At 70.8% G+C, this 21,552-nt stretch carries 15 protein-coding genes; 5 read left to right on the forward strand and 10 right to left on the reverse strand.

Annotated elements, in window-relative coordinates:
- Window positions 1–35: 35 nt before the first annotated feature.
- The 3 genes from Q7X29_RS00420 to Q7X29_RS00430 form a co-directional block, all read right to left on the reverse strand.
- Window positions 36–1,868 carry a phosphoenolpyruvate carboxykinase (GTP) gene (locus tag Q7X29_RS00420; RefSeq protein WP_316573001.1) on the reverse strand — a complete coding sequence of 611 codons (1,833 nt, stop codon included), beginning with the start codon at window positions 1,866–1,868 and terminating at the stop codon, window positions 36–38.
- Window positions 1,869–2,108: 240 nt separating this feature from the next.
- On the reverse strand, window positions 2,109–3,584 hold the full coding sequence (locus tag Q7X29_RS00425) for a hypothetical protein (protein WP_218718515.1): 1,476 nt from the start codon (window positions 3,582–3,584) through the stop codon (window positions 2,109–2,111).
- A complete protein-coding gene (locus Q7X29_RS00430) occupies window positions 3,571–4,680 on the reverse strand; it encodes a hypothetical protein (protein ID WP_316573002.1) in 1,110 nt (369 codons plus the stop codon). The genes Q7X29_RS00425 and Q7X29_RS00430 overlap by 14 nt, the downstream gene beginning before the upstream one ends.
- A 166-nt stretch (window positions 4,681–4,846) precedes the next feature.
- Here Q7X29_RS00430 and trmB point away from each other — a divergent pair, with 166 nt between their 5' ends.
- Genes trmB through Q7X29_RS00445 form a run of 3 tightly spaced genes read left to right on the forward strand, consistent with a single transcriptional unit; the run spans window position 4,847 to window position 10,239 of the window.
- Window positions 4,847–5,680, forward strand: a complete 834-nt coding sequence (gene trmB, locus Q7X29_RS00435) for a tRNA (guanosine(46)-N7)-methyltransferase TrmB (protein WP_218718517.1) — start codon at window positions 4,847–4,849, stop codon at window positions 5,678–5,680.
- Window positions 5,677–6,399, forward strand: a complete 723-nt coding sequence (locus tag Q7X29_RS00440) for an NYN domain-containing protein (protein WP_218718518.1) — start codon at window positions 5,677–5,679, stop codon at window positions 6,397–6,399. Before trmB ends, Q7X29_RS00440 begins: the two co-directional genes overlap by 4 nt.
- A complete protein-coding gene (locus Q7X29_RS00445) occupies window positions 6,400–10,239 on the forward strand; it encodes an MMPL family transporter (protein ID WP_316573004.1) in 3,840 nt (1,279 codons plus the stop codon).
- 63 nt (window positions 10,240–10,302) lie between these two features.
- On the opposite strand, the gene Q7X29_RS00450 is transcribed toward Q7X29_RS00445, so the two are convergent.
- The 5 genes from Q7X29_RS00450 to Q7X29_RS00470 all read right to left on the reverse strand — a co-directional run bounded on the left by Q7X29_RS00450 (window position 10,303) and on the right by Q7X29_RS00470 (window position 16,565).
- A complete protein-coding gene (locus Q7X29_RS00450) occupies window positions 10,303–12,693 on the reverse strand; it encodes a DUF2339 domain-containing protein (RefSeq protein WP_316573005.1) in 2,391 nt (796 codons plus the stop codon).
- 79 nt (window positions 12,694–12,772) lie between these two features.
- Window positions 12,773–13,438, reverse strand: coding sequence for a DUF1707 SHOCT-like domain-containing protein (locus Q7X29_RS00455; RefSeq protein ID WP_218718520.1), 666 nt, complete (start codon window positions 13,436–13,438; stop codon window positions 12,773–12,775).
- A 49-nt stretch (window positions 13,439–13,487) separates the two neighbouring features.
- Window positions 13,488–14,144: a response regulator gene (locus Q7X29_RS00460; RefSeq protein ID WP_218718521.1), complete on the reverse strand. Its 657-nt coding sequence runs from the start codon at window positions 14,142–14,144 to the stop codon at window positions 13,488–13,490.
- Between the two features lie 14 nt (window positions 14,145–14,158).
- Window positions 14,159–15,337, reverse strand: coding sequence for a MacS family sensor histidine kinase (macS, locus tag Q7X29_RS00465; RefSeq protein ID WP_218718522.1), 1,179 nt, complete (start codon window positions 15,335–15,337; stop codon window positions 14,159–14,161).
- Window positions 15,318–16,565 (reverse strand): AI-2E family transporter, encoded by a 1,248-nt coding sequence (locus Q7X29_RS00470; protein WP_218718523.1) that lies wholly within the window; start codon window positions 16,563–16,565, stop codon window positions 15,318–15,320. The genes macS and Q7X29_RS00470 overlap by 20 nt, the downstream gene beginning before the upstream one ends.
- A 72-nt stretch (window positions 16,566–16,637) precedes the next feature.
- Between Q7X29_RS00470 and Q7X29_RS00475 the strand changes: the two genes are divergently transcribed.
- Complete coding sequence (locus Q7X29_RS00475; protein ID WP_218718593.1) at window positions 16,638–18,158, forward strand: adenylate/guanylate cyclase domain-containing protein; 1,521 nt, start codon at window positions 16,638–16,640, stop codon at window positions 18,156–18,158.
- A gap of 4 nt (window positions 18,159–18,162) precedes the next feature.
- Window positions 18,163–19,308 carry a lysylphosphatidylglycerol synthase transmembrane domain-containing protein gene (locus Q7X29_RS00480; RefSeq protein WP_308248480.1) on the forward strand — a complete coding sequence of 382 codons (1,146 nt, stop codon included), beginning with the start codon at window positions 18,163–18,165 and terminating at the stop codon, window positions 19,306–19,308.
- 16 nt (window positions 19,309–19,324) lie between these two features.
- Here Q7X29_RS00480 and Q7X29_RS00485 read toward each other — a convergent pair whose 3' ends face one another.
- Window positions 19,325–19,681: a DUF3054 domain-containing protein gene (locus tag Q7X29_RS00485; protein WP_218718524.1), complete on the reverse strand. Its 357-nt coding sequence runs from the start codon at window positions 19,679–19,681 to the stop codon at window positions 19,325–19,327.
- A gap of 84 nt (window positions 19,682–19,765) precedes the next feature.
- Window positions 19,766–21,403, reverse strand: a complete 1,638-nt coding sequence (locus Q7X29_RS00490; protein WP_218718525.1) for an NTF2-like N-terminal transpeptidase domain-containing protein — start codon at window positions 21,401–21,403, stop codon at window positions 19,766–19,768.
- Between the last annotated feature and the right edge of the window lie 149 nt (window positions 21,404–21,552).

Here is a 21,552-nt window from a genome sequence, read left to right on the forward strand (position 1 = left end):
ACGCGGTACGGGCGGTTCGCCGTTCAGGGGGCGGATCAGCCCAGGCGCTCCTTGAGGGCCTCGAACTCGTCGCGCACGCCCGAGGGCAGCTTGTCGCCGACGAACTGGAACCACTCCTCGATCGACGGGATCTCGTTGCGCCACTCCTCGACGTTCACCGCGAGGGCCTCGTCGACATCGGCGACGACCACGTCGAGGCCTTCCAGGTCCAGGTCGGCGGCCGACGGGACATTGCCCACCGCGGTCGCCTCGGCGCCCGAACGGCCCTCGATGCGGCCGACGATCCACTCCAGCACGCGGGAGTTCTCACCGAATCCGGGCCACAGGAAGCGGCCGTCGGTGCCACGACGGAACCAGTTGACGTAGAAGATCTTCGGCAGCTTGTTCGCGTCGGCGTTCTTGCCGAGGTTGATCCAGTGGTTGAGGTAGTCGCCCACGTGGTAGCCGAGGAACGGCAGCATCGCCATCGGGTCGCGGCGGACGGTGCCGACCTTGCCCTCGGCGGCGGCGGTCTGCTCCGAGCCCATGGTGGCGCCCATGAACACGCCGTGCTCCCAGCCGAACGACTCGGTCACCAGCGGGACGGTGGTCTTGCGGCGACCGCCGAACAGGATCGCCGAGATCGGCACACCCTGCGGGTCGTCCCACTCGGGGGCCAGGATCGGGCACTGCGACATCGGGGTGCAGTAGCGCGAGTTCGGGTGCGCGGCCAGGGTCTCCGACTCGCGGAGGTACCAGTCGTTGCCCTTCCAGTCGATCAGGTGATCGGGCTCGCCCTCGAGGCCCTCCCACCACACATCGTTGTCGTCGGTCAGGGCGACGTTGGTGTAGACGGTGTTGCCCGCCTCGATGGTGGCCATCGCGTTGGGGTTGGAGCTGCGGTTGGTGCCCGGCGCGACACCGAAGAAGCCGAACTCCGGGTTCACGGCGTAGAGCCGGCCGTCCTCACCGAACCGCATCCAGGCGATGTCGTCGCCCAGGGTCTCCGCGCGCCAGCCCGGGATGGTCGGCTGGATCATCGCGAGGTTGGTCTTGCCACAGGCGCTCGGGAACGCGGCGGCGACGTAGTAGTTCTTGCCCTCGGGCGAGATCAGCTTGAGGATCAGCATGTGCTCGGCCAGCCAGCCCTCGTCGTGGGCCATGGCCGAGGCGATGCGCAGCGAGTAGCACTTCTTGCCGAGCAGGGCGTTGCCGCCGTAGCCGGAGCCGAAGGACCAGATCTCGCGGTCCTCGGGGAAGTGGGTGATGTACTTGGTGTCGCTGCACGGCCACGGCACGTCGGCCTGGCCCTCGGCCAGCGGGGCGCCCACCGAGTGCAGCGCCTTCACGAACGGCTTGTCGGTGCCCAGCTTGTCCAGCGCGGCCTGGCCCATGCGGGTCATCACGCGCATCGACACGACGACGTACTCGGAATCGGTGATCTCCACGCCCAGCTTGGGGTCCTCGGCACCGAGCGGGCCCATGCAGAACGGCACCACGTACATGGTGCGGCCCGTCATCGAGCCGCGGTACAGCTCGGTCATGGTGGCGCGCATCTCGGCGGGGTCGACCCAATTGTTGGTCGGACCGGCGTCGGCCTCGGTCTTGGAGCAGATGTAGGTGCGCGACTCGACGCGGGCGACGTCGGACGGGTCCGACAGCGCTAGGAACGAGTTCGGCTTCTTCTTCTCGTCGAGCTTCTTGAAGGTGCCCGCCTCGACCAGCTGAGTGGTCAGGCGATCCCATTCCGCGTCGGAGCCGTCGGCCCAGACCACGCGATCCGGCTGAGTGAGCTCTGCGACTTCCTGTACCCAGGCGAGCAGTTCACTGTGCTCGGTCGGCGCGGTGCCGTCGGATCCACGAAGACCAGGAATGGTCGCTGAGGTCATGAAAACTCTCCTGAGATGGGCGGTTCTTCGATGCGAAGTCCATCGATCGCCACCGGGCGGGAAGGCGTCCGCAGCGAACCAACCACCGCACAACCCCAAATGGACGGCGTACAGCGACGTCCATGGACGGAGGCCGCGCATCGACTGGCACGGAGCGGACGCCCAGGTTCCTGGTTAAAGGTTAACGCGATATGACGATCGATACGGAATCGGGTTCCCTAATAACTACCCACAGGTCGATCACCCAATCTCGGCCTCGGCGCGTTCCAGCGCGGCGAGGTCTCGCTCGCACGCCGCCAGCTGAGCCGGGCGCTCGGCGACGAGGCGTCGCGCGAGGCTGTCCAGCTCCCCGACCCGGCGGTCGACCGCGACCGCGCGCGCCGTCGATTCCCGGATGACGTGCTCGGCCAATTCTGCCTCGACATCCACCAGAACCGCGGCGACACGCTGCTCCAGCTGGGCTTTCACATTCACCAGCGCCTCGGCCACCCACTGCGAGAGGTGGTTGCGCTCGGCCAGCTGACCCCGCGCGCGCACCACCCAATAGGCCGCGCCCGCACCGAGCAGCAGCGTCACCGGGACGCTCGCGGCGTCCAGCGCGGGCACGAGCGACAGCGGCGCGACGACCAGGCGACCGAGGCCGACGCCAGCCGACGCGCCGAGCGCGATCATGAGGTGATCTTCGACACCACGGTGCCGCGGCTCGGGCTCGGGGCCGACCTTCGGGGCCGGATCGTGCCTGCGTGCGGCGGGTGCCGTGGTGCCGACGCGGCGCGCGGTCTCGATGACTCTGGCGTCGATCGCGGTGTCGACCGCCACCGACAGTTCGGCGGCGGCCTGCTGTAGTCGCTGTGGGTAGGCGCGCAGCTCGGCGCGGTCGCAGCGGTCGAGTTCGGCGCGCGAGCGGGTGTGCAGGGCTCGCACCAGTGCGCCGACCTCGGTGGTGAGGTCGACGCGGGCCAGCTGGACCTGGCTGCGCACCGCCGACAGGCCGGTCTGGCGGCCGCCGTCGCGCTCGGCCAGCAGCGCGACCCGTTCCGCCCGCAGCCGGGTCGACTCCGCGCCGGACCGCAGCGCGGTGACCTGCTCGGTGATCCTGGCCCTGGTGTCGGTGAACACCCTGGTCAGCACGACCGAACGGCGCGCGGTGCCGTCGGTGGTCCGGTGCGCCGTCGCCGCGGCGAGCGCGGCGTGCAGGGCCGCAAGGCCGGAGCGGTCGAGCAGGGCGGAGTCGTCGGCGGCGCGGGCCGCGGCGGACAGGCGGGCCGAGACCGGCAGGATCGGCAGGTCGGTGACCCCGCGGGCCGCGAGCAGGGCGAGGCTGCGCTCGCGGATCGCCTGCCAGTCCTGATAGGCGTGGAAGCCGTTCATGGCGAGCACGATCCGCTGACCGGCGGCGCGCAGGCGCTCGATCAGGACCAGCATGTCGGCGCCGAGCACGCTGCCCGCGTCGAAGACGATCAGGGCGGTGGGCGGATCGGCCGACGCGGTGACGGCGGCCGGATCGGTCAGGTCGACGCGTGGTTCGAAGCGGGCCAGCTCGGTGCGCAGCAGGGTGGTGTTGGCGTCGTCGACCGCGTAGAAGGCGACGGTGGAGCCGGTGCCGGCCTGGTCCATCGCGCGCAGCAGGGCCGAGCCCTGCGGATTCCACCGCTCGACGACGGCGGCGAGCTCATCGGACAGCGGCGGGTCGGCCGGTTGGTCAGAGCCCGGCACTTGTCATCCGTTCCCAGGCGCGCACGTAGCCGTTGTGCACGCGCAGGGCGGCGCGGCGGGCGGCAGGCGGCATATCGCTGGAGACCACGGCCCGCCAGCGGGACGCGCGCGCGAGCGCCTCGTCGGCGTCGGCCGGTGCGGGCGAGGGGTAACCGGCGGCCAGGTGGGCGACCTGCGGGCAGGCCAGTCCGGCGCACAGTCCGGCCCACAGCGCGTCGTCACCGGCGAGGTACTGCTCGATCAGCTCGCGGGCGTGGCCGCCGTCGGCGGGGACGGCGCGCGCGGCGAGACGGACCAGCTCGTCGAGCAGTTCGCCCCCGCGCACCGCTTCCACCTGCTCGTAGCGGCGGTGCACGAGCCGGTGCAGCGGGTCGACACCGCCCGCCGAGTGCAGGATCTGGATCAGCGCTGCCGAGGTCAGATCGGGGTCGGCGCGCAGGGCGGTGAGGGCGCAGTCCACGCCGTAGAGGTCCCAGTGGGCGATCAGCCGCCTGCGCGCGTCCTGATCGGAGCCGGTGCCGATGAACAGATCGGCCGACAGCACCGACGGCACATCCGGGCCGACCGCCAGGCGACGCAGGTCGGACAGGTCGGCCGCGTCCACCGCGCCCGCCCTGGTCCGCGCGGCCACCGAAGCGACGACGGGCACGACCGGCAGCCCGAGTTCGCGCGCGGACCGCTCGGCGGCCGCGACCGCGTCACCCCAGCGGGCCCCCACCGCGTCGGCCTTGTTCAGCACCACGACCCCGCGCCCCGGCGGCAGCGTGGCGAGCACGCGGTGGTCGGCGGCCTGCGGCGCACCGGCCAGGACATAGATGACGAGGTCACCGTCGAGCACCGGATCCGGCTGGTCGGGCTGATCGACCGGCGCGGTCTCCTCCGCCGACAGCAACGCCAGCGCCCGCAGCACGGTGGACCGCCCGCTCAGCGCCCGTCCCGCGACCTGGATGTGCAGCGGCCTGCGCCGCCGCGCGACCGCGGCGGCCAGCTGCTCGGCGATCGCCGGATCGGTCCCCCGACCGGTCCGCAGCGCCGAGATCAGCTGGTCGAGCTGGTCAGATGTCCGTGACTGCGCGGATTCGGTGGCTGTCGACATTCTGCGCACCCCCTTTTCGGAGGGCATTCTGTCAGATCCGGGGGTCGGCGGCCGTCGGGAACCGTCTGCCGACCTGGGGCAACACCGCCGCTACACCGCACCGATCCCCGGCGCGCGGTCCGGGCGGGCGCACGCGCCTGCGACGTAGCTCCGCGCATGCTGGACAATGGACGGCGTGAACGACGCCGCCAACCACCCTGTCGAGTCGGTGCCGGGGCAGCCGTCCACCGGCTCGGCCCATCCCAAGCTGTCCGAGATACCGCACGAGGCGGGCCGCCGCTCGACCACGGGCTCCCGGCTCTATCCCCGCGTCACGAGCTTCCGCTCGCGGCGCGGCGCGCTGACGCCGAATCAGCAGGTCTCCTGGGAGCGCACCTGGCCGGTGATCGGTCGCGACGTCGCCAACGAGCCGCTCGACGCCGACGCCTGGTTCGGGCGCAGCGCTCCGCTGGTCATCGAGATCGGCTGCGGCACCGGTACCGCCACGGCCGCGATGGCCCAGGCCGAACCGCACCTGAACCTGATCGGCATCGAGGTGTACCAGCCGGGTCTGGCACAGCTGGTCTGCCAGATCGAGCGCGAGGAGATCGGTAACATCCGGTTGCTGCGCGGCGACGCTGTCGACGTGCTGGAGAACATGGTTGCCCCGGAGTCGCTGACCGGCGTCCGCGTGTTCTTCCCCGACCCGTGGCCCAAGGCCCGCCACCACAAGCGGCGGCTGCTGCAGGCGCCGACCTTCGCCCTGATCGCCAGCAGGCTGAAGCCGGGCGGCGTGCTGCACGTCGCCACCGACCACGCCGATTACGCCGAGCACATCCTCGAAGTAGGCTCGGCGGAACCGCTGCTCACCGGCCTGAACGACACCACGGGCGGCGACAGCGCGGCCAACCGCGTCACCGCGCCGATCGGTTTCGAACGGCCCGTCACCAAGTTCGAGGGCAAAGGCCTGCGTGCCGGTAGCGCCATCAACGAGTTCATATGGGGGAAGATCGACAGATGAGCGTGAGTGAGATCGCCACCGAGATGCCGGATATCGCCCAGGGAGCAGCCGGCAGCGAGGCGTTGAGCAGTTCCGGCTCCGATGTCCGACGCGTCCTGCTCGTCTGGGACGCGCCGAACCTCGACATGGGACTCGGCGCCATCCTCGGTGGTCGTCCCACCGCCGCCTATCGTCCCCGTTTCGACGCGCTCGGCCGCTGGCTGCTCGCGCGCACGGCCGAGCTGTCGGTCGGCGCGAAGGGCCGCATCGAAGCCGAGGCCACCGTCTTCACCAATATCGCTCCCGGCACCGCCGACGTGGTCCGGCCGTGGGTCGAGGCCTTACGCAACGTCGGTTTCGCGGTCTTCGCGAAACCGAAGATCGACGAGGACTCCGACGTCGACGCCGACATGCTGGCGCACATCGCGATGCGCGAGCGCGACGGCGGTCTGGCGGGCATCATGGTGGCCTCGGCCGACGGTCAGGCCTTCCGCGAACCACTGGAAGCCATCGCCGCCAAGGGAATCCCTGCTCAGGTTCTCGGTTTCCGTGAGCACGCGAGTTGGGCGGTGACTTCCGATACTCTCGAGTTCGTCGACCTCGAGGACATCCCGGGAGTATTCCGGGAGCCGCTACCGCGGGTGAGCCTCGATTCGCTGCCCGACGAGGGTGCCTGGCTGCAGCCTTTCCGGCCGCTGTCGGCACTACTCACGTCTCGCCCTGGTCAAGGAGTCGCTTAAGTGTTCACCCGCTGGGGCGATCTGGTCTATCGGTTCCGCTTCGCCGTCATCGGTGTGGTCGGTGCTGCCATGTTGGCGCTGGGCGCCTACGGCACGGGTCTCGGCGATCGCCTGACGCAGAGCGGCTGGTTCGACCCGGGCTCGGAATCGGTGCAGGGCGCGCAGATCGCCGACGGCGCGTTCGGGCGCGATCACATGGCCGATGTGATCGTGATGTACAACGCCCCCGAGGGCAAGACGATCGACGACCCGGATTTCCAGAAGAAGGTCGTCGACAACCTGACCTCGCTGGTCGCCGAGTATCCCGATCAGATCGGCAAGATCAACGGCACCTACTGGAAGGTGGGCGACGCGCCCTCCGCGCCGTCGGCGTTCGGGTCCAAGGACAAGAAGCACGCGTTCGCCTCGATCGCCATCGTCGGTGACAACGACTCCACCAGCATGGCCAACTACCGGGTGGTGGCCGACGCCTTCTACATCCCCGGCGTGGACGTGGAGGTCTCGGGCCTCCAGCCGCTCGGTGTCACGCTCAACGACACCATCGCGCACGACACCAAGCGGATGGAAGTGCTGGCGCTGCCCGCCGTGGCGATCCTGCTGTTCTTCATCTTCGGCGGCATCGTCGCGGCCGCGCTGCCGCTGGTCATCGGCGGCCTGACGATCCTCGGCGCGACCGGCCTGGTGATGGTGCTGTCCAACTTCACCGAGGTCAACTCGTTCGTCACCGGCGTCGTCTCGATGATCGGTCTCGGCCTCGCGATCGACTACGGCCTGTTCATCGTGAGTCGCTTCCGCGAGGAACTGGCCGAGGGCTACGACACCAAGGCCGCCGTGCGGCGATCGGTGGTCACGGCCGGGCGAACGGTCGTGTTCTCCGCGACGATGATCATCGCCAGCCTCGGCGGCGTTCTGCTGTTCCCGCAGGGGTTCCTGCGTTCGGTCGCCTACGGCACCATCGCGACCGTCTCCCTCGCCGCGCTCACCGCGGTGACGATCCTGCCCGCCATGTTGGCGGTGCTCGGTCCGCGCGTCGACATGCTCGGCCTCAAGCGATTCCGCAAGAACAAGACCGCCGAGCAGATCGAGAACGGTTTCTGGGGCAACCTCACCCGGTGGGTGATGAAGCACCCGCTCAAGATCGCGATCCCGGTCACGGTCGGCCTGCTGTTGCTGATCATCCCGGTCAAGAATCTCGCCTTCGGCGGCATCAACGAGAAGTACCTGCCGCCGGACAACGAGACCCGTGTCGCGCTCGAGCACTTCTACGAGGTCTTCCCGCAGAAGAAGACCGACCCCATCCAGCTCGTCTTCGTCGTCGGGTCCGGCGACAAGGCCGACACCGACGCCATCGGCCAGGTGTGGAAGCAAGCCAACCAGGCGCCCGGTCTGGTCGGCCCCTTCAGCGTGCCGTCGAACCCGCAGGACAACCGGACGATCTATCGCACCTCGGCGACTCTGGTCGATCCCACCGGCGGCGCCGAACCGACCATCGACTATCTGCGGTCGATCGAGGTCCCCGACGGCGTCGAGATGTACGTCACGGGTCAGCCCGCGCTCATGGCCGACAGTATCGACACGCTGCTCGGGCTGATGCCGTGGATGATCTTGATCGTGCTGTTCAGCACCTTCGTGCTGATGTTCCTGACGTTCGGTTCGCTGGTGCTGCCGATCAAGGCCGCGTTGATGAGCGCGCTCGGCCTCGGCTCGACGCTGGGCATCCTGACCTGGATCTTCATCGACGGCAACGGCTCCGGGCTGCTGAACTTCACCCCGCAACCGATCAGCGCGCCGGTCTTGATGCTGATCATCGCGATCATTTACGGCCTGTCGACCGACTACGAGGTCTTCCTGCTCTCCCGCATGGTGGAGGCGCGCGCGCAGGGCGCATCGACCACCGAGGCGGTACGGATCGGCACCGCCCAGACCGGCCGCATCATCACCGCCGCCGCGTTGATCCTGCTGGTGGTGACCGGCGCGTTCGCGTTCTCCGACATGGTGATGATGCAGTACATCGCCTACGGCATGATCGCGGCGCTGTTCATCGACGCGACCGTGCTGCGCATGCTGCTGGTGCCCGCGATCATGAAGCTGCTCGGCGACGACTGCTGGTGGGCGCCGAAGTGGATGAAGCGGATCCAGGAGCGGATCGGCCTCGGCGAGCCCATCCTCGACGACGAGCGTCCGCAGAAGGGCGCCGTGGTCGACCTGGTGAAGACCACGCCGATCACCGATCCGCCGACCATGCAGATGACGGCGGTCCCCGACAGCAAGCTGGCCAAGACCCCGCGCCGCCCGCGCACGGTCGCCGAGATCGAGGCCGAGGCGCCGACCGCGCACCTGGACAAGATCACCGACCACACCGACCCCGCCGAGCCCGCCCGGCCGCGGCCGCCGATGTCGCCCGATCCGACGCGGCCACGCGCGCCGATGCTGTCCGGTGAGCCGACCCGCGTGCTCCCGGTGGCCAAGCCCGGCGCCGAACCGCCCGCGCCCGCAGCGGATTCGGCCGCGAAGCCGCCGGAGCACCCGGCGCCGCCGATGTTCACCAGCGGTGAGCCGACCCAGATCCTGCCGGTCGTCAAGCCCGGCGCCGAACCGCCCGCGCCCGATGACGCGGCGCCCGGACCGGATGCGCCGCGCGGCGACGCGGGTTTCCGTGCGCCGGAGGCGAATTCCGGTGTGCCCGGTACCCCCGGCGACTCCGGGGTGATCGGTGGCGACAGCACCGGACCCGCGACCGACGGCGTCATCGGCGGACTCGACCCGTCCCCGAACGGCCGCGATTCCGCGCCGCCGCGTGGGTCATCACGAGTGCAGCCGCCCACCGGCTATCCTCCGTCCGCGCCGCGCGTGTCGACTCCGGGTGACGCGTCCGGATTCGGCGCGCCCACCGAGGATTCCGGCGCGCGGCCGAGCATCGTGCCGCCGACCCGGCCGAGCATCGTCAACCCGCAACCGCGCGGTGTGGTGCCGCCGCCCGCGCCGAGCATCGTCAACACGCCGCCGCCCGGTGTCGTGCCGCCGCCCGCGCCGAGCATCGTCAGCCCGCCGCCGCCGAGCATCGTGACGCCGACGCCGCGACCGGTCGAGCCGCCCGCCGGTGGGACGTTCAGCGGATTCACCCCGCTGACCGGCTTCGAGCCGGCGGCCCGCGAGGAACAGCCGGAGCCGGAACCGCGCAGCACCGCGTCGCCGGGCGACGATCTGTCCGTGGCGCCGGGGGCGCATCGCGCCGACCCGCCCGCGGCCGATGACGTCGCGCGCCCCGAGCAGGCCGACGAGCCGCGCGGCGTCTTCGGTACCTCGGTGCCGGTCGAACCCCCGCGTCCGACCTCGCCGTGGAACGGCAGCCCGGCCGCGGCGAGCGGATTCACCGCCCCCGAGCCGGACAGCGGTCCCCGGTTCTCCCCGGTCACGCCGTCGCCGGAGCAGGATTCGGTCCGGCCGGTGCGTCCGCAGGTCGCCCCGCCCGGTTTCACCGCCGTCCCCTCCGGCGAGCCGACCCCGGCGGCCGAGCCGGCACCGGCACCCGATCCGGCACCGCGGGCCGAAGCTCCGGAGCCGCAGCCGAACCCGGGCCAGTGGCGGGCGCCCGACGGCTTCACCGCCGTGCCCGCCCCGGAGGTTCCGACCACGCCGGAGCGTCCGGCGGACGACCGTGCCGCCGCCGAAGTCGATGAGCCGCAGGCGGACAACCGCAACGAGATCGAGAACTGGATGGCCCAGCTGCGCTCCTCCCGGCGCGGCACCGCCGCCGACGAGGGTCGCCACACCGGCAACGAGGGCCGCACGGTCAGCGTGAACGAGCTGCTGCGCCGCCGCGACGACGACACCGACTGAGCGCGGCCACGACCGAAGAAACCCACGGCGAGCTTCCGCCGTGGGTTTCTTTCGTTCCGGGGGTCAGCCGAGCGGGGTCGGCCGGGTAGGTCCCGCGTCCGCGAAGGCCCGTGCGTAGCGGGTTCCGGTGAGCAGCAGCAGCATTCCGACCACCAGGAAGGCGGCGACCCGGACCAGGCCCGACAGTGTCGACAGATCGAACAGGAACAGCTTGGCCAGCGCGGCGGCCGCCACGAGCAGGCCCGAGACCAGGCAGACCTTGGCGACGGCGGGCGAACGCGACAGCCTGCGCAGACCGTAGAACAGCGAGGCCGTCGCGGCGGCCATCCATACGATCGTCGCGATGCTGTGGCCGAGGACGAAACCGTCCGCCCTGCCGAGGGATACGCCCACCGAGACCGCCGCGACCAGCACGTAGTACAGCCCGGCCACGCTCACCGCGATCCAGACCCCGGTGACGAGCGCCTGCTCGCCCCAGCCCCGCACCCGGGGCACCGTCCACGCCACCATGGCGGCGACACCGAGCCCGAGGACGGCGGCCACGGCGGTGGCGATGTCGAGTCGCTGATCCGCGAGGCGGTGCAGCGCCAGGGTTTCCGGCGAGGCGATCGCCAGCAGGACCAGTCCGCCGAGCGCGGCGAAGGCGATGCCCAGGCCGGCGCTCACCCGTGTCCGGCTGGTGGCCGCGACCGCCAGGAAGGCCAGGGCCACCGTCGCGAGCGCGATCGGCAGCAGGTGCGGCTCGCCGCCGGTCGCGGTGATGCAGGTCAGCAGCAGGGAGACAGCGCCGGTGAGCGCGGCGACCAGCGCGGTGTGCCGGGGGATCCCCAGCCGGTCGAGCGCGGGGACCAGCGAGGTCGCCGCCGGACCGAGCAGGACCACGGCCAGGGTGCCGGTGATCGCGGCGTTCACGGGACGGTCGAACAGCAGTGCCGCGGCGAAGACGGGCAGTGCGGTGAGCGCGATCGTGACGCTCGCGGTGATGTCGCCCGGCCGCCGCCGGACCACGAGCAACGCACCGGCCAGCCCGACCACCGCACACGCGAGGGCCGCGGCCAGCAGCCCGGCACGCTCCTCGACCTCGTCACCGGCGATCGCCGCCGACAGCCCGCTCAGCGCGATCATGCTCAGCGCCGCCAGCACCACCGGCAGGGTCCGGGCCACGTGCAGCACCGGCCATTCCCGGCGCATCTGCACCGGCACTCCCGCCGCCTGCAACACCACGAGGAACCCCAGCAGCATCAACTCGGTCGTCAGCGCGGGCGACAGCACCGCTGCCCCGAGCACCACCCCCACCGCCAGCGGCTGCGACTGCCACCGCATCGCGATGCCCACTCCCGCCAGCGCGACCCCCATCGCCACCGCGAGCCCGACCCCCGGCGCGACCCAGTGGTAGTAGCCGGTCACCGCGACCACATCCAGGTACGCACCGGCGATACCGGTGGCCACCAGCGCGATCGCGCCGACCCGTCCCCCCGGACGCCCGAACACCCGCCACCCCGCCGCGACCAGACCCACCGAAAGCGCGCCCCCGGCAACCACTCTCGCCACCGGCCCGAAGAACCCCGCCTGCGCGGCCAACACCAGCAACATCAGCACGCCGATGAGCGTGACCCCGACCCCGGCCACGGCCAGCGCCCGCGAAATCACCCCTTCCCGCTGCCACCACGGTGTCCGCGGCTCCCGAGCCACCGGCGGTGCCCACGCCCGGCCACGCGGCCCAGCCCCATACCCGGGCGCGCCTCGCCAAGCCCCGTACGATGGCGGCGAAATCCACTGCGCCCCAGGCATTTGCGGAGCAGGCCGGTATTCCGGCGCCGATCCCGGCCCACCTGCCACCGGCACCGCACCGGGTACCTGGTGTCCGCCCGCGGGCCCGGGCACCTGACCACCGGCGACCTGCCCACTCGAGAAGGGCACGCCCGCAGGCACTTCGGCGCCACCGACAGCCCTGCCCCCCGGGCCCTGCCCACCGGTGGTGGGCACGCCGCCCGGAACCGGAAAGCCCCAGCTCGGAGCATGACTCGATGTCGCTGCGCCGGCATCGCCGGGAACCGCGACCGGCCCGGCGCCTTCACCCGGGACCGAGACCCGCGTCGCGGCAACCGCGGCATCACCGGCCGCGCTCCCCAGGTCGGCCACGCCTTCGGCTCTCGCATCGGGCGAGTGTCCGCGCGACCCCTCCGCGCTCGCGGCGACCTCGGCATCGCGTTCGGCCGGATACGGTGCGCCGACGGGAGTCACGCCACTGGTCGGCGCCGCCGGACCGGGACTCTGGGCGAAGCCGGGGTACACCGCGGTCCCCCGGTTCGCGGCGGTCGCACCCGCGATCTGCCCCTGCAACTGTGCGCGCAGCACCTCCAGGTCACCGCCGAGCCGGCCCATCTGGGCGCCCAGCGTGGTGAACTCGCCCGAGAGCCGGGCGACGAGCGCGGGATCGATCGAAGTACTCATGTCCTCATCGTCGGCGCGCGGACCGCGCGGGACATGAGTAGAAACCCCTGCCGGGGTGCCTGTTCCTACCCGAAAACGGTCAGGAGCCGAGGAAGCGACGCCACTGGACCATGAGCGGGTACTTCGCGGTGACCGAGCCGAAGCGGACGCGGCCGTGGACGACCAGGTGCAGCGGGCCGATGGGCGGGCCGGTGCGGACCTTGTTGGTGACGCCGGAGCCGATGAGCTCCAGGCCGTTGAGGTCGACGGTGGCGGCGGCGGGGACGAGCAGGGTGAGGCCGCTGAGGTAATCGTCGACCTTGATCTCGACGATCTGGGTCTGCATGACCGCCTCGGTGAAGTCCAGCGTGACCCCGGAGAGCAGGTTGTTCAGGTGCAGCACCGGCGGCACCTGCCAGGGGCCGCGACGGTGCACGCCGGACAGGCGGCTGCGGATCAGGCCGGGGATCGAGCCGCCGGGCGGGATCGGGCGCGGCCGCGGCATCGCGGCGGGTTGCGGCGCGCCGGCCACCCGCATGCCGGGCAGATCGACGAGCACCACGTTGAGTTCACCCCGGGTCTTCGCGGCGAGCGCGGTGTCCATGCGCTCGGTGAACTCGCCGAGGGAGAGCATGCCGAGGCCGACGGCGCGTTGCAGCAGCTGGCCGACGTGCTCGCGTTCGGCGTCGGAAACGCGCAGGTCCCGGTCGCCGACGGGACCGGCCGTCGGGGCGCCGGGGACGAAGAGGGATTCGGGACCGCCCATGTCATCGAGGGTAGCGACGGCGACGCCCCCAGCGCATCAGGGCAAACCCCTATTCGAGTCCCTGTTCGATGGCGTAGCGGGTGAGCTCCACCCGGTTGGCGAGCTGCAATTTCCGCAGCGTGGCCTGCACATGGTTCTCGACCGTGCGGTGGGACAGATTGAGCCGCGAGGCGATCTGTTTGGCCGACAGCCCCTTGGCCACCATCCGCAGTACCTCGGTCTCCCGCTCGGTCAGCGACGGGCGATGCGGCTCGTCGGCGGCGGGCGGCGCGGTCGCCATCCGCCGGTACTCACCGAGCACGAGCCCGGCGAGACCGGGCGTGAACACCGGCTGACCGGCGGCGGTGGCCCGCACGGCGTCGATCAGCTCGGCCGCCGAGGCGCTCTTCACCAGATAACCGCTGGCCCCGGCCTTGATCGCGTCGAGCACGTCGTCGCGTTCGGCCGACGCGGACAGCACCAGCACCCGGCTGTGCGGGGAGACCCGCAGCACCTCGGCGGTGGCGGCGGCGCCGTTGCCGTCGGTGAGCTGCATGTCCATCAGCACCACGTCGGGCTGGACCGCGGCCGCGCGGCGGGTGGCGGTGCCGACCCCGTCGGCGGTGGCGGGGACGGCGAAACCGGCCTCGGTGAGGTCGCGGGAGACGCCCTCGCGCCACATCGGGTGATCGTCGACCACCATCACCGTGATCGCCTGGTCGGTCATCGCGGCTCCTTCGCTCAGCGCGCCGGGTGGCGCGGAATCCGGAATTCCCATTCGGTGCCGAAGTCCTCGCCCTCGGTCAGCAGTTCGGCGGTGCCGCCCAGTGCGCCGACCCGGCCGACGATGGAACGGGAAACCCCCATCCGACCTTCGGCTTCGGCGGCGGCGAGCCTGCCCGCCGGGATGCCGATCCCGTCGTCGCGCACGCTCACCACCAGCATGTCACCGGTGTCCTCCAGCAGCACATACGCTTTCGCGTCCGGCCCGGCGTGCAGGTCGACGTTCGACAGCGCGGTCGTCACGGCGGCGGCGATCTCCTGCGCGGTGGACCGGGCGATCAGCACCGGGTCGCCCGGGGTGGCCACCGAGACCTTCGGCGTGGCCCGCGCGGTCAGCAGCGGCCGCAGATCCACCTCGGCCGCGCCGGAATCCGGCCGTTCGGCCTGTTCGGACAGCAGGACCCGCAGCGCCACTTCCTGTTCGCCCGCCCGCTGCGCGAGTTCGGCCGCGGGCCCGCCGATCTCGTTGCCGCGACGCTTGATGAACGCCAGCACCTGCAGCACGCCGTCGTGCACTTCGCGGGCGAGCCGCTCGCGTTCCTGCGCGGCGGCGGTGATCCGCAGCGCGCGTTCGAGCTGGCCCTGGGCCCGGCGGGCGGTGTTGGCGGCCAGGCCGAGCGCCAGGCCGACCGAGACGAGCACCGGCGCGGTGGCGTCGCCCCACACGTCCTGTCCCCATTGCTCCCGCACCGTCACCACCACCGCCGACATGCCGAGCCCGGCGAGCACCCCGGCGACCGGTCCGCGCAGGATGGCCATCGAGATCACCGAGTTGGCGATCCACAGGGTCGTCGGCAGCGTCTGATGGCCGTGGTACCAGTCGTAGTCGGCGACCAGCCGGGTGGAGGCGATCAGCAGGACCGTCACGACCTGGTCGCCGAGCACCACCCAGCCCCGGATCCGGCCGGTCGCGGTGGGGAAATACCACTGCGAGAGCAGCAGCGCGGAGCTGCCCGACCAGATCGCCATCAGCGCGATCAGCACCCAGCTCAGTCGCGGGTGCTCGTAGTAGGGCACCGACGCGATCTGCTGGCCGATCGCGTACAGCAGCGTGACCAGCCGGAACGCCTGGGCGGCCCGCCACAGGGGCGCGGTCGCCGCGTCGGCCGAGCTCAGCTCAGCTGTGTGCGTCCGCATCGCCGGACTCCGCCTCGACCCTGCTCTCGTCCTTGCGCAGCGTGCGCGCGATATCGAATCGACCGGGCTCCGGTTTGTCCGGCTCGGCGGAGAACAGTCTGCGATCGTCGCCTATCAGCTCGCCGTAGACCTCGTCCGGACTGTCGGCGAGCAGATAGCGGATCGCGGTGTTGCCGACCGCGATCAACGGCACCGCCAGCAGCGCGCCCGCGATCCCGCCGACCACCAAACCGGCGGTGATCGCCAGCACGACGGCCAGCGGATGGATGCTCACCGCCCGGCCCAGCAGCAGCGGTTGCAGCACATGGCCTTCCAGCTGCATCACCGCGATGATGATGCCGAGCACGATCAGGGCCGTGACCAGGCCCTTGGTGACCAGCGCGATGAACACCGCGACGAACCCGGCGAAGAACGCGCCGATGATCGGGATGAACGCGCTGATGAACACCAGCGAGGCCAGCGGCAACGCCAGCGGGACGTGCAGGATCGCCAACCCGGCGCCGATACCGATCGCGTCCACGGCGGCCACCACCACGGTCGCGCGCACGAACCCGACCAGCGTGCCGAAGCCCAGCTCGCCGGCGGTGCGGACCTTCTCCCGGTGCGCGGTGGGGATGATCCGGGTGACGAAGTGCCAGATCTGGTCGCCGCCGTAGAGGAAGAAGATGAGGATGAACAGGATCAGGAAGGCGCCGGTGAGGATGTGCCCGATCGCGGTGGCGGTGGTCAGCGCGCCGCTGGTCAGGCTCTCGCGGTTGTCCTGAATGGTGCGCACGATGGTGTCGCCCGCACTGCGGATCTGCTGATCGCTCAGGTGCGGCGGGCCGTTGATCAGCCAGTCCTGCACCTTGTGGACGCTGTTGGTGACCTCGTTGGACAGCCCCGGCACACCGTCGACGAACTGCTCGACGACGAAGGTCAAGATCCCGGCGAGCAGCCCGATCGACCCGACCAGCGCGACGAACACGCCGAGCGAACGCGGAATCCCCACGCGCTGCATCCAGTCGACCAGCGGCGCGAGCAGCGCGGCCGCGAGCAGCGCGATCGCCAGCGGAATCACCACGGTGGCGAACTTCTGCACCAGCATCCCCACCGCGAGCAGGGCGGCGAAGATGATCAACAGCCGCCAGCTCCAGGCGGCGGCTTTGCGGACCAGCGGATGCACTGCCTCGGCGTCCGCGCGCCACGGTGTGGACGCGGGCCCGGAATCTACCTTCTGGTCGGTCACCCGAGAGAGCCTATCGGTCCGAACGCTAGATTGGTGGTCGTGTCGGCGCCCCTGGAAGCGGTCAAACAGACCATGCGAACGCGCTGGCCGCTGTATCTGACCTCGGTACTGCTGGCCAACGCCTTCGGCGCGGTCCTGGTGTGGGCCTTCATCCAGTACGGCCTGCCCGTTCCCGAGGGCGACCCCGGTGGCGTGCGCCAGACCGGTTTCCTCGCACCGGTGCTGGTCTTCGGCGCCGCCGCGGTGCTCAGTATCGCGGGCGCCGCGCTGATGCTGCGGCCGGTGATGCGCTGGCAGATGCGGGGCGGCCCACCCAGCAGGCAGGAACAGATGGCCGCGCTGCACGTGCCGCTGCGCCAGTCGATCCTGCATCTGGTGCTGTGGATCATCGGCGGCGGGATCCTGGCGGCGCTGATCATCGTCGAGTCGCCCGAGCTGGCGGGCGCGGTGATCGTCACCGAATGTATGGCCGCCACCATCGTGTTCGGCTTCACCTACATGCTGGGTGAGCGCATCCTGCGCCCGGTCGCCGCCGAGGCGCTGACCGAGGGCACCTTCGACCACACGCTCACCCCCGGCGTCGGCACCAGGATGGCGATGACCTGGGGCATGGGCACCTTCGCGCCGACCATCGCGATCGTGCTGCTGTGCGTCACGCAGATCTCCTCCGATGTGAAGTTCTCGGCGAAGTCGCTGGCCATCTCGATCCTGCTGCTGTGCGGCGTGGTGATCATGCAGGCGCTGGCGCTGTCGATGCTCACCGGGTCCTCCATCTCCGACCCCGTGCGCCAGCTGTCCCAAGCCATCAACAGGGTGCAGGGCGGCGCGCGCGACGTGCAGGTGGAGGTCTACGACGGCAGCGAGATCGGCCTGCTGCAGGTCGGCTTCAACCGGATGATGGAAGAGGCGGCCAAGCGGCGAAAACTCCAGGAGCTGTTCGGCCAGCACGTCGGTGAGGACGTGGCCCAGCGGGCCCTGGACTACGGCACCGAACTGGGCGGTGAGACCAGGTTCGTCGCGGTGCTGTTCGTCGACATGGTCGGCTCCACCGCCGCGGCGGCCGAGCGGCCGCCGACCGAGGTCGTCAGCCTGCTCAACGAGTTCTTCCGGGTGGTGGTCGACGTGATCGACCGCCACCACGGTTTCGTCAACAAATTCGTCGGTGACGCGGCGCTGGCCATCTTCGGCGCGCCGCTGGACCGCCCCGACGCGCCCAGCGCCGCCCTGGCCGCCGCCCGAGACCTGCGCGAGGCACTGCGCGAGGTGACCAGCCTCGACGTCGGCATCGGCGTCTCGGCCGGCCTGGCGGTCGCCGGAAACATCGGCGCCGCAAATCGTTTCGAATACACCGTGATCGGCGACCCCGTCAACGAGGCGTCCCGGCTCACCGAATTGGCCAAAGATCATCCCGGCCGCGTTCTCGCTTCGGGCAGCGCGCTCTACTTCGCCGACGAAAGCGAGCAAGACCATTGGGAAACCGGCGACGAGGTGCAACTGCGTGGCAGACGCAGAAAAACCCGCCTGGCCTGGCCGAAACCGATAGCCGCCGCGCCCGGCGAGGACCAGGGAGAACAGCTGCGTTCGTTAGGCTGAGACCGTGACGGCCGACGGCGACCTAGCAGGCGAACCCGCCTCGCCACCGACCGAGCGCCGCCGCCGGTTCCGGTGGGTGAAGTGGGTGCTCGGCGTGGTGCTGCTCGCGCTGCTCATCGGCGAAGGCGCCTACCTGTGGCCGCGGCTGCACGACTCGTGGCTCACCTTGACCGAGATCCACTGGGGCTGGCTGGTGCTGTGCATCGTGTTGCAGGCGATGTCGATGAGCGGATTCGGCCGGGTGCAGAAGCAGCTGTTGCACGCGGGCGGGGTGGATGTCAGCCAGGGCAAGTCGGTGTCGGTCGTCTACGGCGCCACCGCGATGTCGGTGACCCTGCCCGCGGGCCAGGTCTTCTCCACCGCGTTCACCTACCGCCAGACCCGGCGCTGGGGCGCGAGCCCGATCGTGGCGTCCTGGCAGCTGGTGTTCTCCGGCGTGGTCGCCGCGGCCGGGCTGGCGCTGCTCGGCGTCGCCGGTGCGGCGCTGGTCGGCAACCAGATCGGTCCCAAACTGATCGGGTCGGTCGTGATCCTGGCCGCGCTGCTGGTCGCGGGCAACTACCTCGCCCGGCATCCGGGCACGCTCGAGGCGATGCTGCGCCGGGTGCTGGCGCTGGTGAACCGGCTGCGCAAGAAGCCCGCCGGTCACGGCATCGCCAAGCTGGGCGAGATCCGGCGCCAGCTGGAATCGGTGGACCTGGGCAAGAAGGACGCGGCGCTGGTCGGCCTGTGGGCGCTGGTGCACCGCTGCGCCGACGTGGCCTGTCTCGGCGCGGCCTGTTATGCCATCGGCGCCGATCCCAAGCTGTCCGGCCTGCTCATCGCCTTCACCGCGGGCAAGGCCGTCGGTTCCATCCCGTTCGCGCCCGGCGGCATCGTCTACGTCGACGCGACCCTGATCTACAGCCTCACCGCCGCCGCGGGCCTGGCCGCCTCCCAGGCGGTCGCCGCCGCGTTCGTCTACCGGTTCGTCAGCTTCATCCTGGTCGCCATCGTCGGCTGGATCGTCTTCGCGTTCCTGTTCCGTACTCCGCAGGCCGACGACGAGGAATACGAGCAGGAGTACTTCTCCACCACGCCGGGACTACAGGCCAAACTCCGGCGCGGCAAGCCCGAGGACACCGCAGGCGGACCGGCCCAGCCGAGCTAGCCGGGACCTCGGCCGCTCACCGCAGCGCGCTCAGCGCGGCCCGCCAGCCGAGCAGGAACAGGGCGAGCACACAACTCGCGACGACGACGAAGCTCGCCGCCACCCCCTGACCGCTCACCGCCCGCAGCACCATCCCGCCGACCAGCGTGCCGAGCCAGATCAGGATGCCGCTGGGCCACAGCGCGGTGGCGTCGAAGCGGGCGTTGCGCGCGGCGAGCACGGCCAGCGCCCAGCCGAGCAGTAATCCGATGCCGAAGGGCCACACCGTTTTCACGAGACCGGCCAGCACCGCTTCGTCGTGACTGCGCCTGCCGATCGCGCAGAAAACGATCACCAACAGGGCATCAGCGGCGAACGGCGCGAATCTCCTCACGCAAGCAGCCTAACGGTTCGTGATCTTCATTCGGACCGCGCCGAGCCCCACTGATCAGTGCACACTCTGCACGTGCAGCCGTGTTCACGGCTCCGGCGAGGCCAGCGATTTCAGCAGGACGGCGGCGAGTCGCGAGGTCGCGTCGCCACTGTCGACGTCGGCGATGTGCACCGCGAAGACCAGGTCGCCCATGGTGGCCAGCAGCCAGCCGTCGGCGCCGCCGGTCGCCGCGAAGGCGGTGACATCCCGGAAGCCGCGCAGCGCAGCGGTTTCCGGCTTGCCGATGCCCTCCTGCAGCAGGCCGCGCAGCCGGTCGACGGCGGGCTGGGCGAGTGCGGGCACGGGGGTGTCGGTGGTGCTGGGCTTGCCGTTCTCGATCATCGGCGGCACCACCGAGCCGCGCGCGATCGCGGCGGCGGCGATCGCCATACCGAAGGGGCTGGCCAGCACCGCGTCCGAGCCCGCGCCCTGGCGCACCTGTTCGGTGCTGCGGCCGGGAGCGCTGATCCGCCCGGTCACCTCGTCGAGCCCGTGCACCTTGAAGTCGACGCCGACGCCGAGCGCGGTCGCCGCCTCGGCCGCCTCCTGCACCGAAACATCCTGCGGCGCTTTGTTCTTCGTCGCCGCGGCGACGGTGCGGAACAGTTCCATGGTCCCACCGGCCGGGAACAGCCCGGTGAACGCGATCGGGCCCTTCTCGGTGGCGTAGCTGTTCTGCGCGACGGCGACCACCGCGCCGGTGGACGGCTGGATCGCGACCACCGAGGCCGGCGTACCCACGCTGACCACCGCGTCCTCGGCCGCGCGCTGCAACCGCTGGTCCATGGTCGCGGAGATATCGGGCCCGGCCGGGCCCTGATAGCCGGCGACCTGGCTGACGAACCGGCCGTCGGCCTCGAAGATCTGCACGCCCCAGCCGGCGGTGGCCTCCTGGCTGTCCTTCCACACCTCGCGCAACGCGTCCAGCATCGGCGACCAGGTGCGGCGATCGGCGGAGATCAGCTTGGGCTGCTTCTCCATCACCACCCCCGGTACCCGCGCCATCCGCGGTTCCAGGATCGCGAAGTCGCCCTCGCGCAGGTTGACCGCGACGACCGGCTTGCCCTGCGAGGCGGCCAGCTGCTGCATCAGCGAGGGCCCGGTGATCAACGGAGCGACCGGCTCGATCGCGTCGGCGAGCGCGTTGGTCGACCCGACCAGGTCGCCGGTGCGGCTCGGATCGATCTTGATGACATTGATCGTCTGCTCGGTCATCAGCGGCTCACCGGGCAGGTCGACGACCCGCGGCGGCGGCTTGGCGGTGGTGCGCACGAGCTTGACGGTGCGATTGTTGGCCAGCTGCGGCATCACGACGGCGGGGTCCCAGGAGATCCGCCAGCCGATCGCGAGCTTGCGGACGGTGCCCTGGAGTGTGTAGGTCCAGTCCTTGTGCTCGCCGAAGTTCCAGGCGACGTCCATGCTGAAGATCGCCGACTGCGGGTCGAGATCGATCACCTGGCTCGGCTCGTAGTCGACCTTGCCGGTCGCCAAGCCTTCGAACATTTGCTTCATGGTTGCCGAAGCGGCGGCGGGGTACGAGGTCAGGTCGGCGGCTTTGGTGTAATCCTGCGCGTCCAGCAGATCGGTGAACCGCTGGACAACCGATTCCGACTCACTCGGCTTCCCACCCACCCCGCACGAGCACAGCGCGATGGCGAGGGTCGCAACCCCCACGATCGCCATTGCGCCCCGTGCGCGAAAGCGGCGGGATCCCCACACATCCATATCGCCCACTCTTCACTCTTGCCACTCCGGTAACAAATCCACCGTACCGGAAGTTGACCCGTCTCCGATGCCCCGGTAACACGGGACGCTAGCCGACCTCAGCACCT

This window comes from Nocardia canadensis (assembly GCF_032656385.1).
GTDB classification, from domain to species: domain Bacteria; phylum Actinomycetota; class Actinomycetes; order Mycobacteriales; family Mycobacteriaceae; genus Nocardia; species Nocardia canadensis.

Excerpts from the sequence above, each read along its gene's own strand:
- Q7X29_RS00420 (WP_316573001.1), bottom strand. The coding sequence starts at position 1,868 with ATGACCTCAGCGACCATTCCTGGTCTTCGTGGATCCGACGGCACCGCG.
- Q7X29_RS00490 (WP_218718525.1), bottom strand. The coding sequence starts at position 21,403 with ATGGCGATCGTGGGGGTTGCGACCCTCGCCATCGCGCTGTGCTCGTGC.
- Q7X29_RS00475 (WP_218718593.1), top strand. The coding sequence starts at position 16,638 with ATGCGAACGCGCTGGCCGCTGTATCTGACCTCGGTACTGCTGGCCAAC.
- Q7X29_RS00450 (WP_316573005.1), bottom strand. The coding sequence starts at position 12,693 with ATGAGTACTTCGATCGATCCCGCGCTCGTCGCCCGGCTCTCGGGCGAG.
- Q7X29_RS00455 (WP_218718520.1), bottom strand. The coding sequence starts at position 13,438 with ATGGGCGGTCCCGAATCCCTCTTCGTCCCCGGCGCCCCGACGGCCGGT.
- macS (WP_218718522.1), bottom strand. The coding sequence starts at position 15,337 with ATGCGGACGCACACAGCTGAGCTGAGCTCGGCCGACGCGGCGACCGCG.
- Q7X29_RS00430 (WP_316573002.1), bottom strand. The coding sequence starts at position 4,680 with ATGTCGACAGCCACCGAATCCGCGCAGTCACGGACATCTGACCAGCTC.
- Q7X29_RS00440 (WP_218718518.1), top strand. The coding sequence starts at position 5,677 with ATGAGCGTGAGTGAGATCGCCACCGAGATGCCGGATATCGCCCAGGGA.
- Q7X29_RS00460 (WP_218718521.1), bottom strand. The coding sequence starts at position 14,144 with ATGACCGACCAGGCGATCACGGTGATGGTGGTCGACGATCACCCGATG.
- trmB (WP_218718517.1), top strand. The coding sequence starts at position 4,847 with ATGGACGGCGTGAACGACGCCGCCAACCACCCTGTCGAGTCGGTGCCG.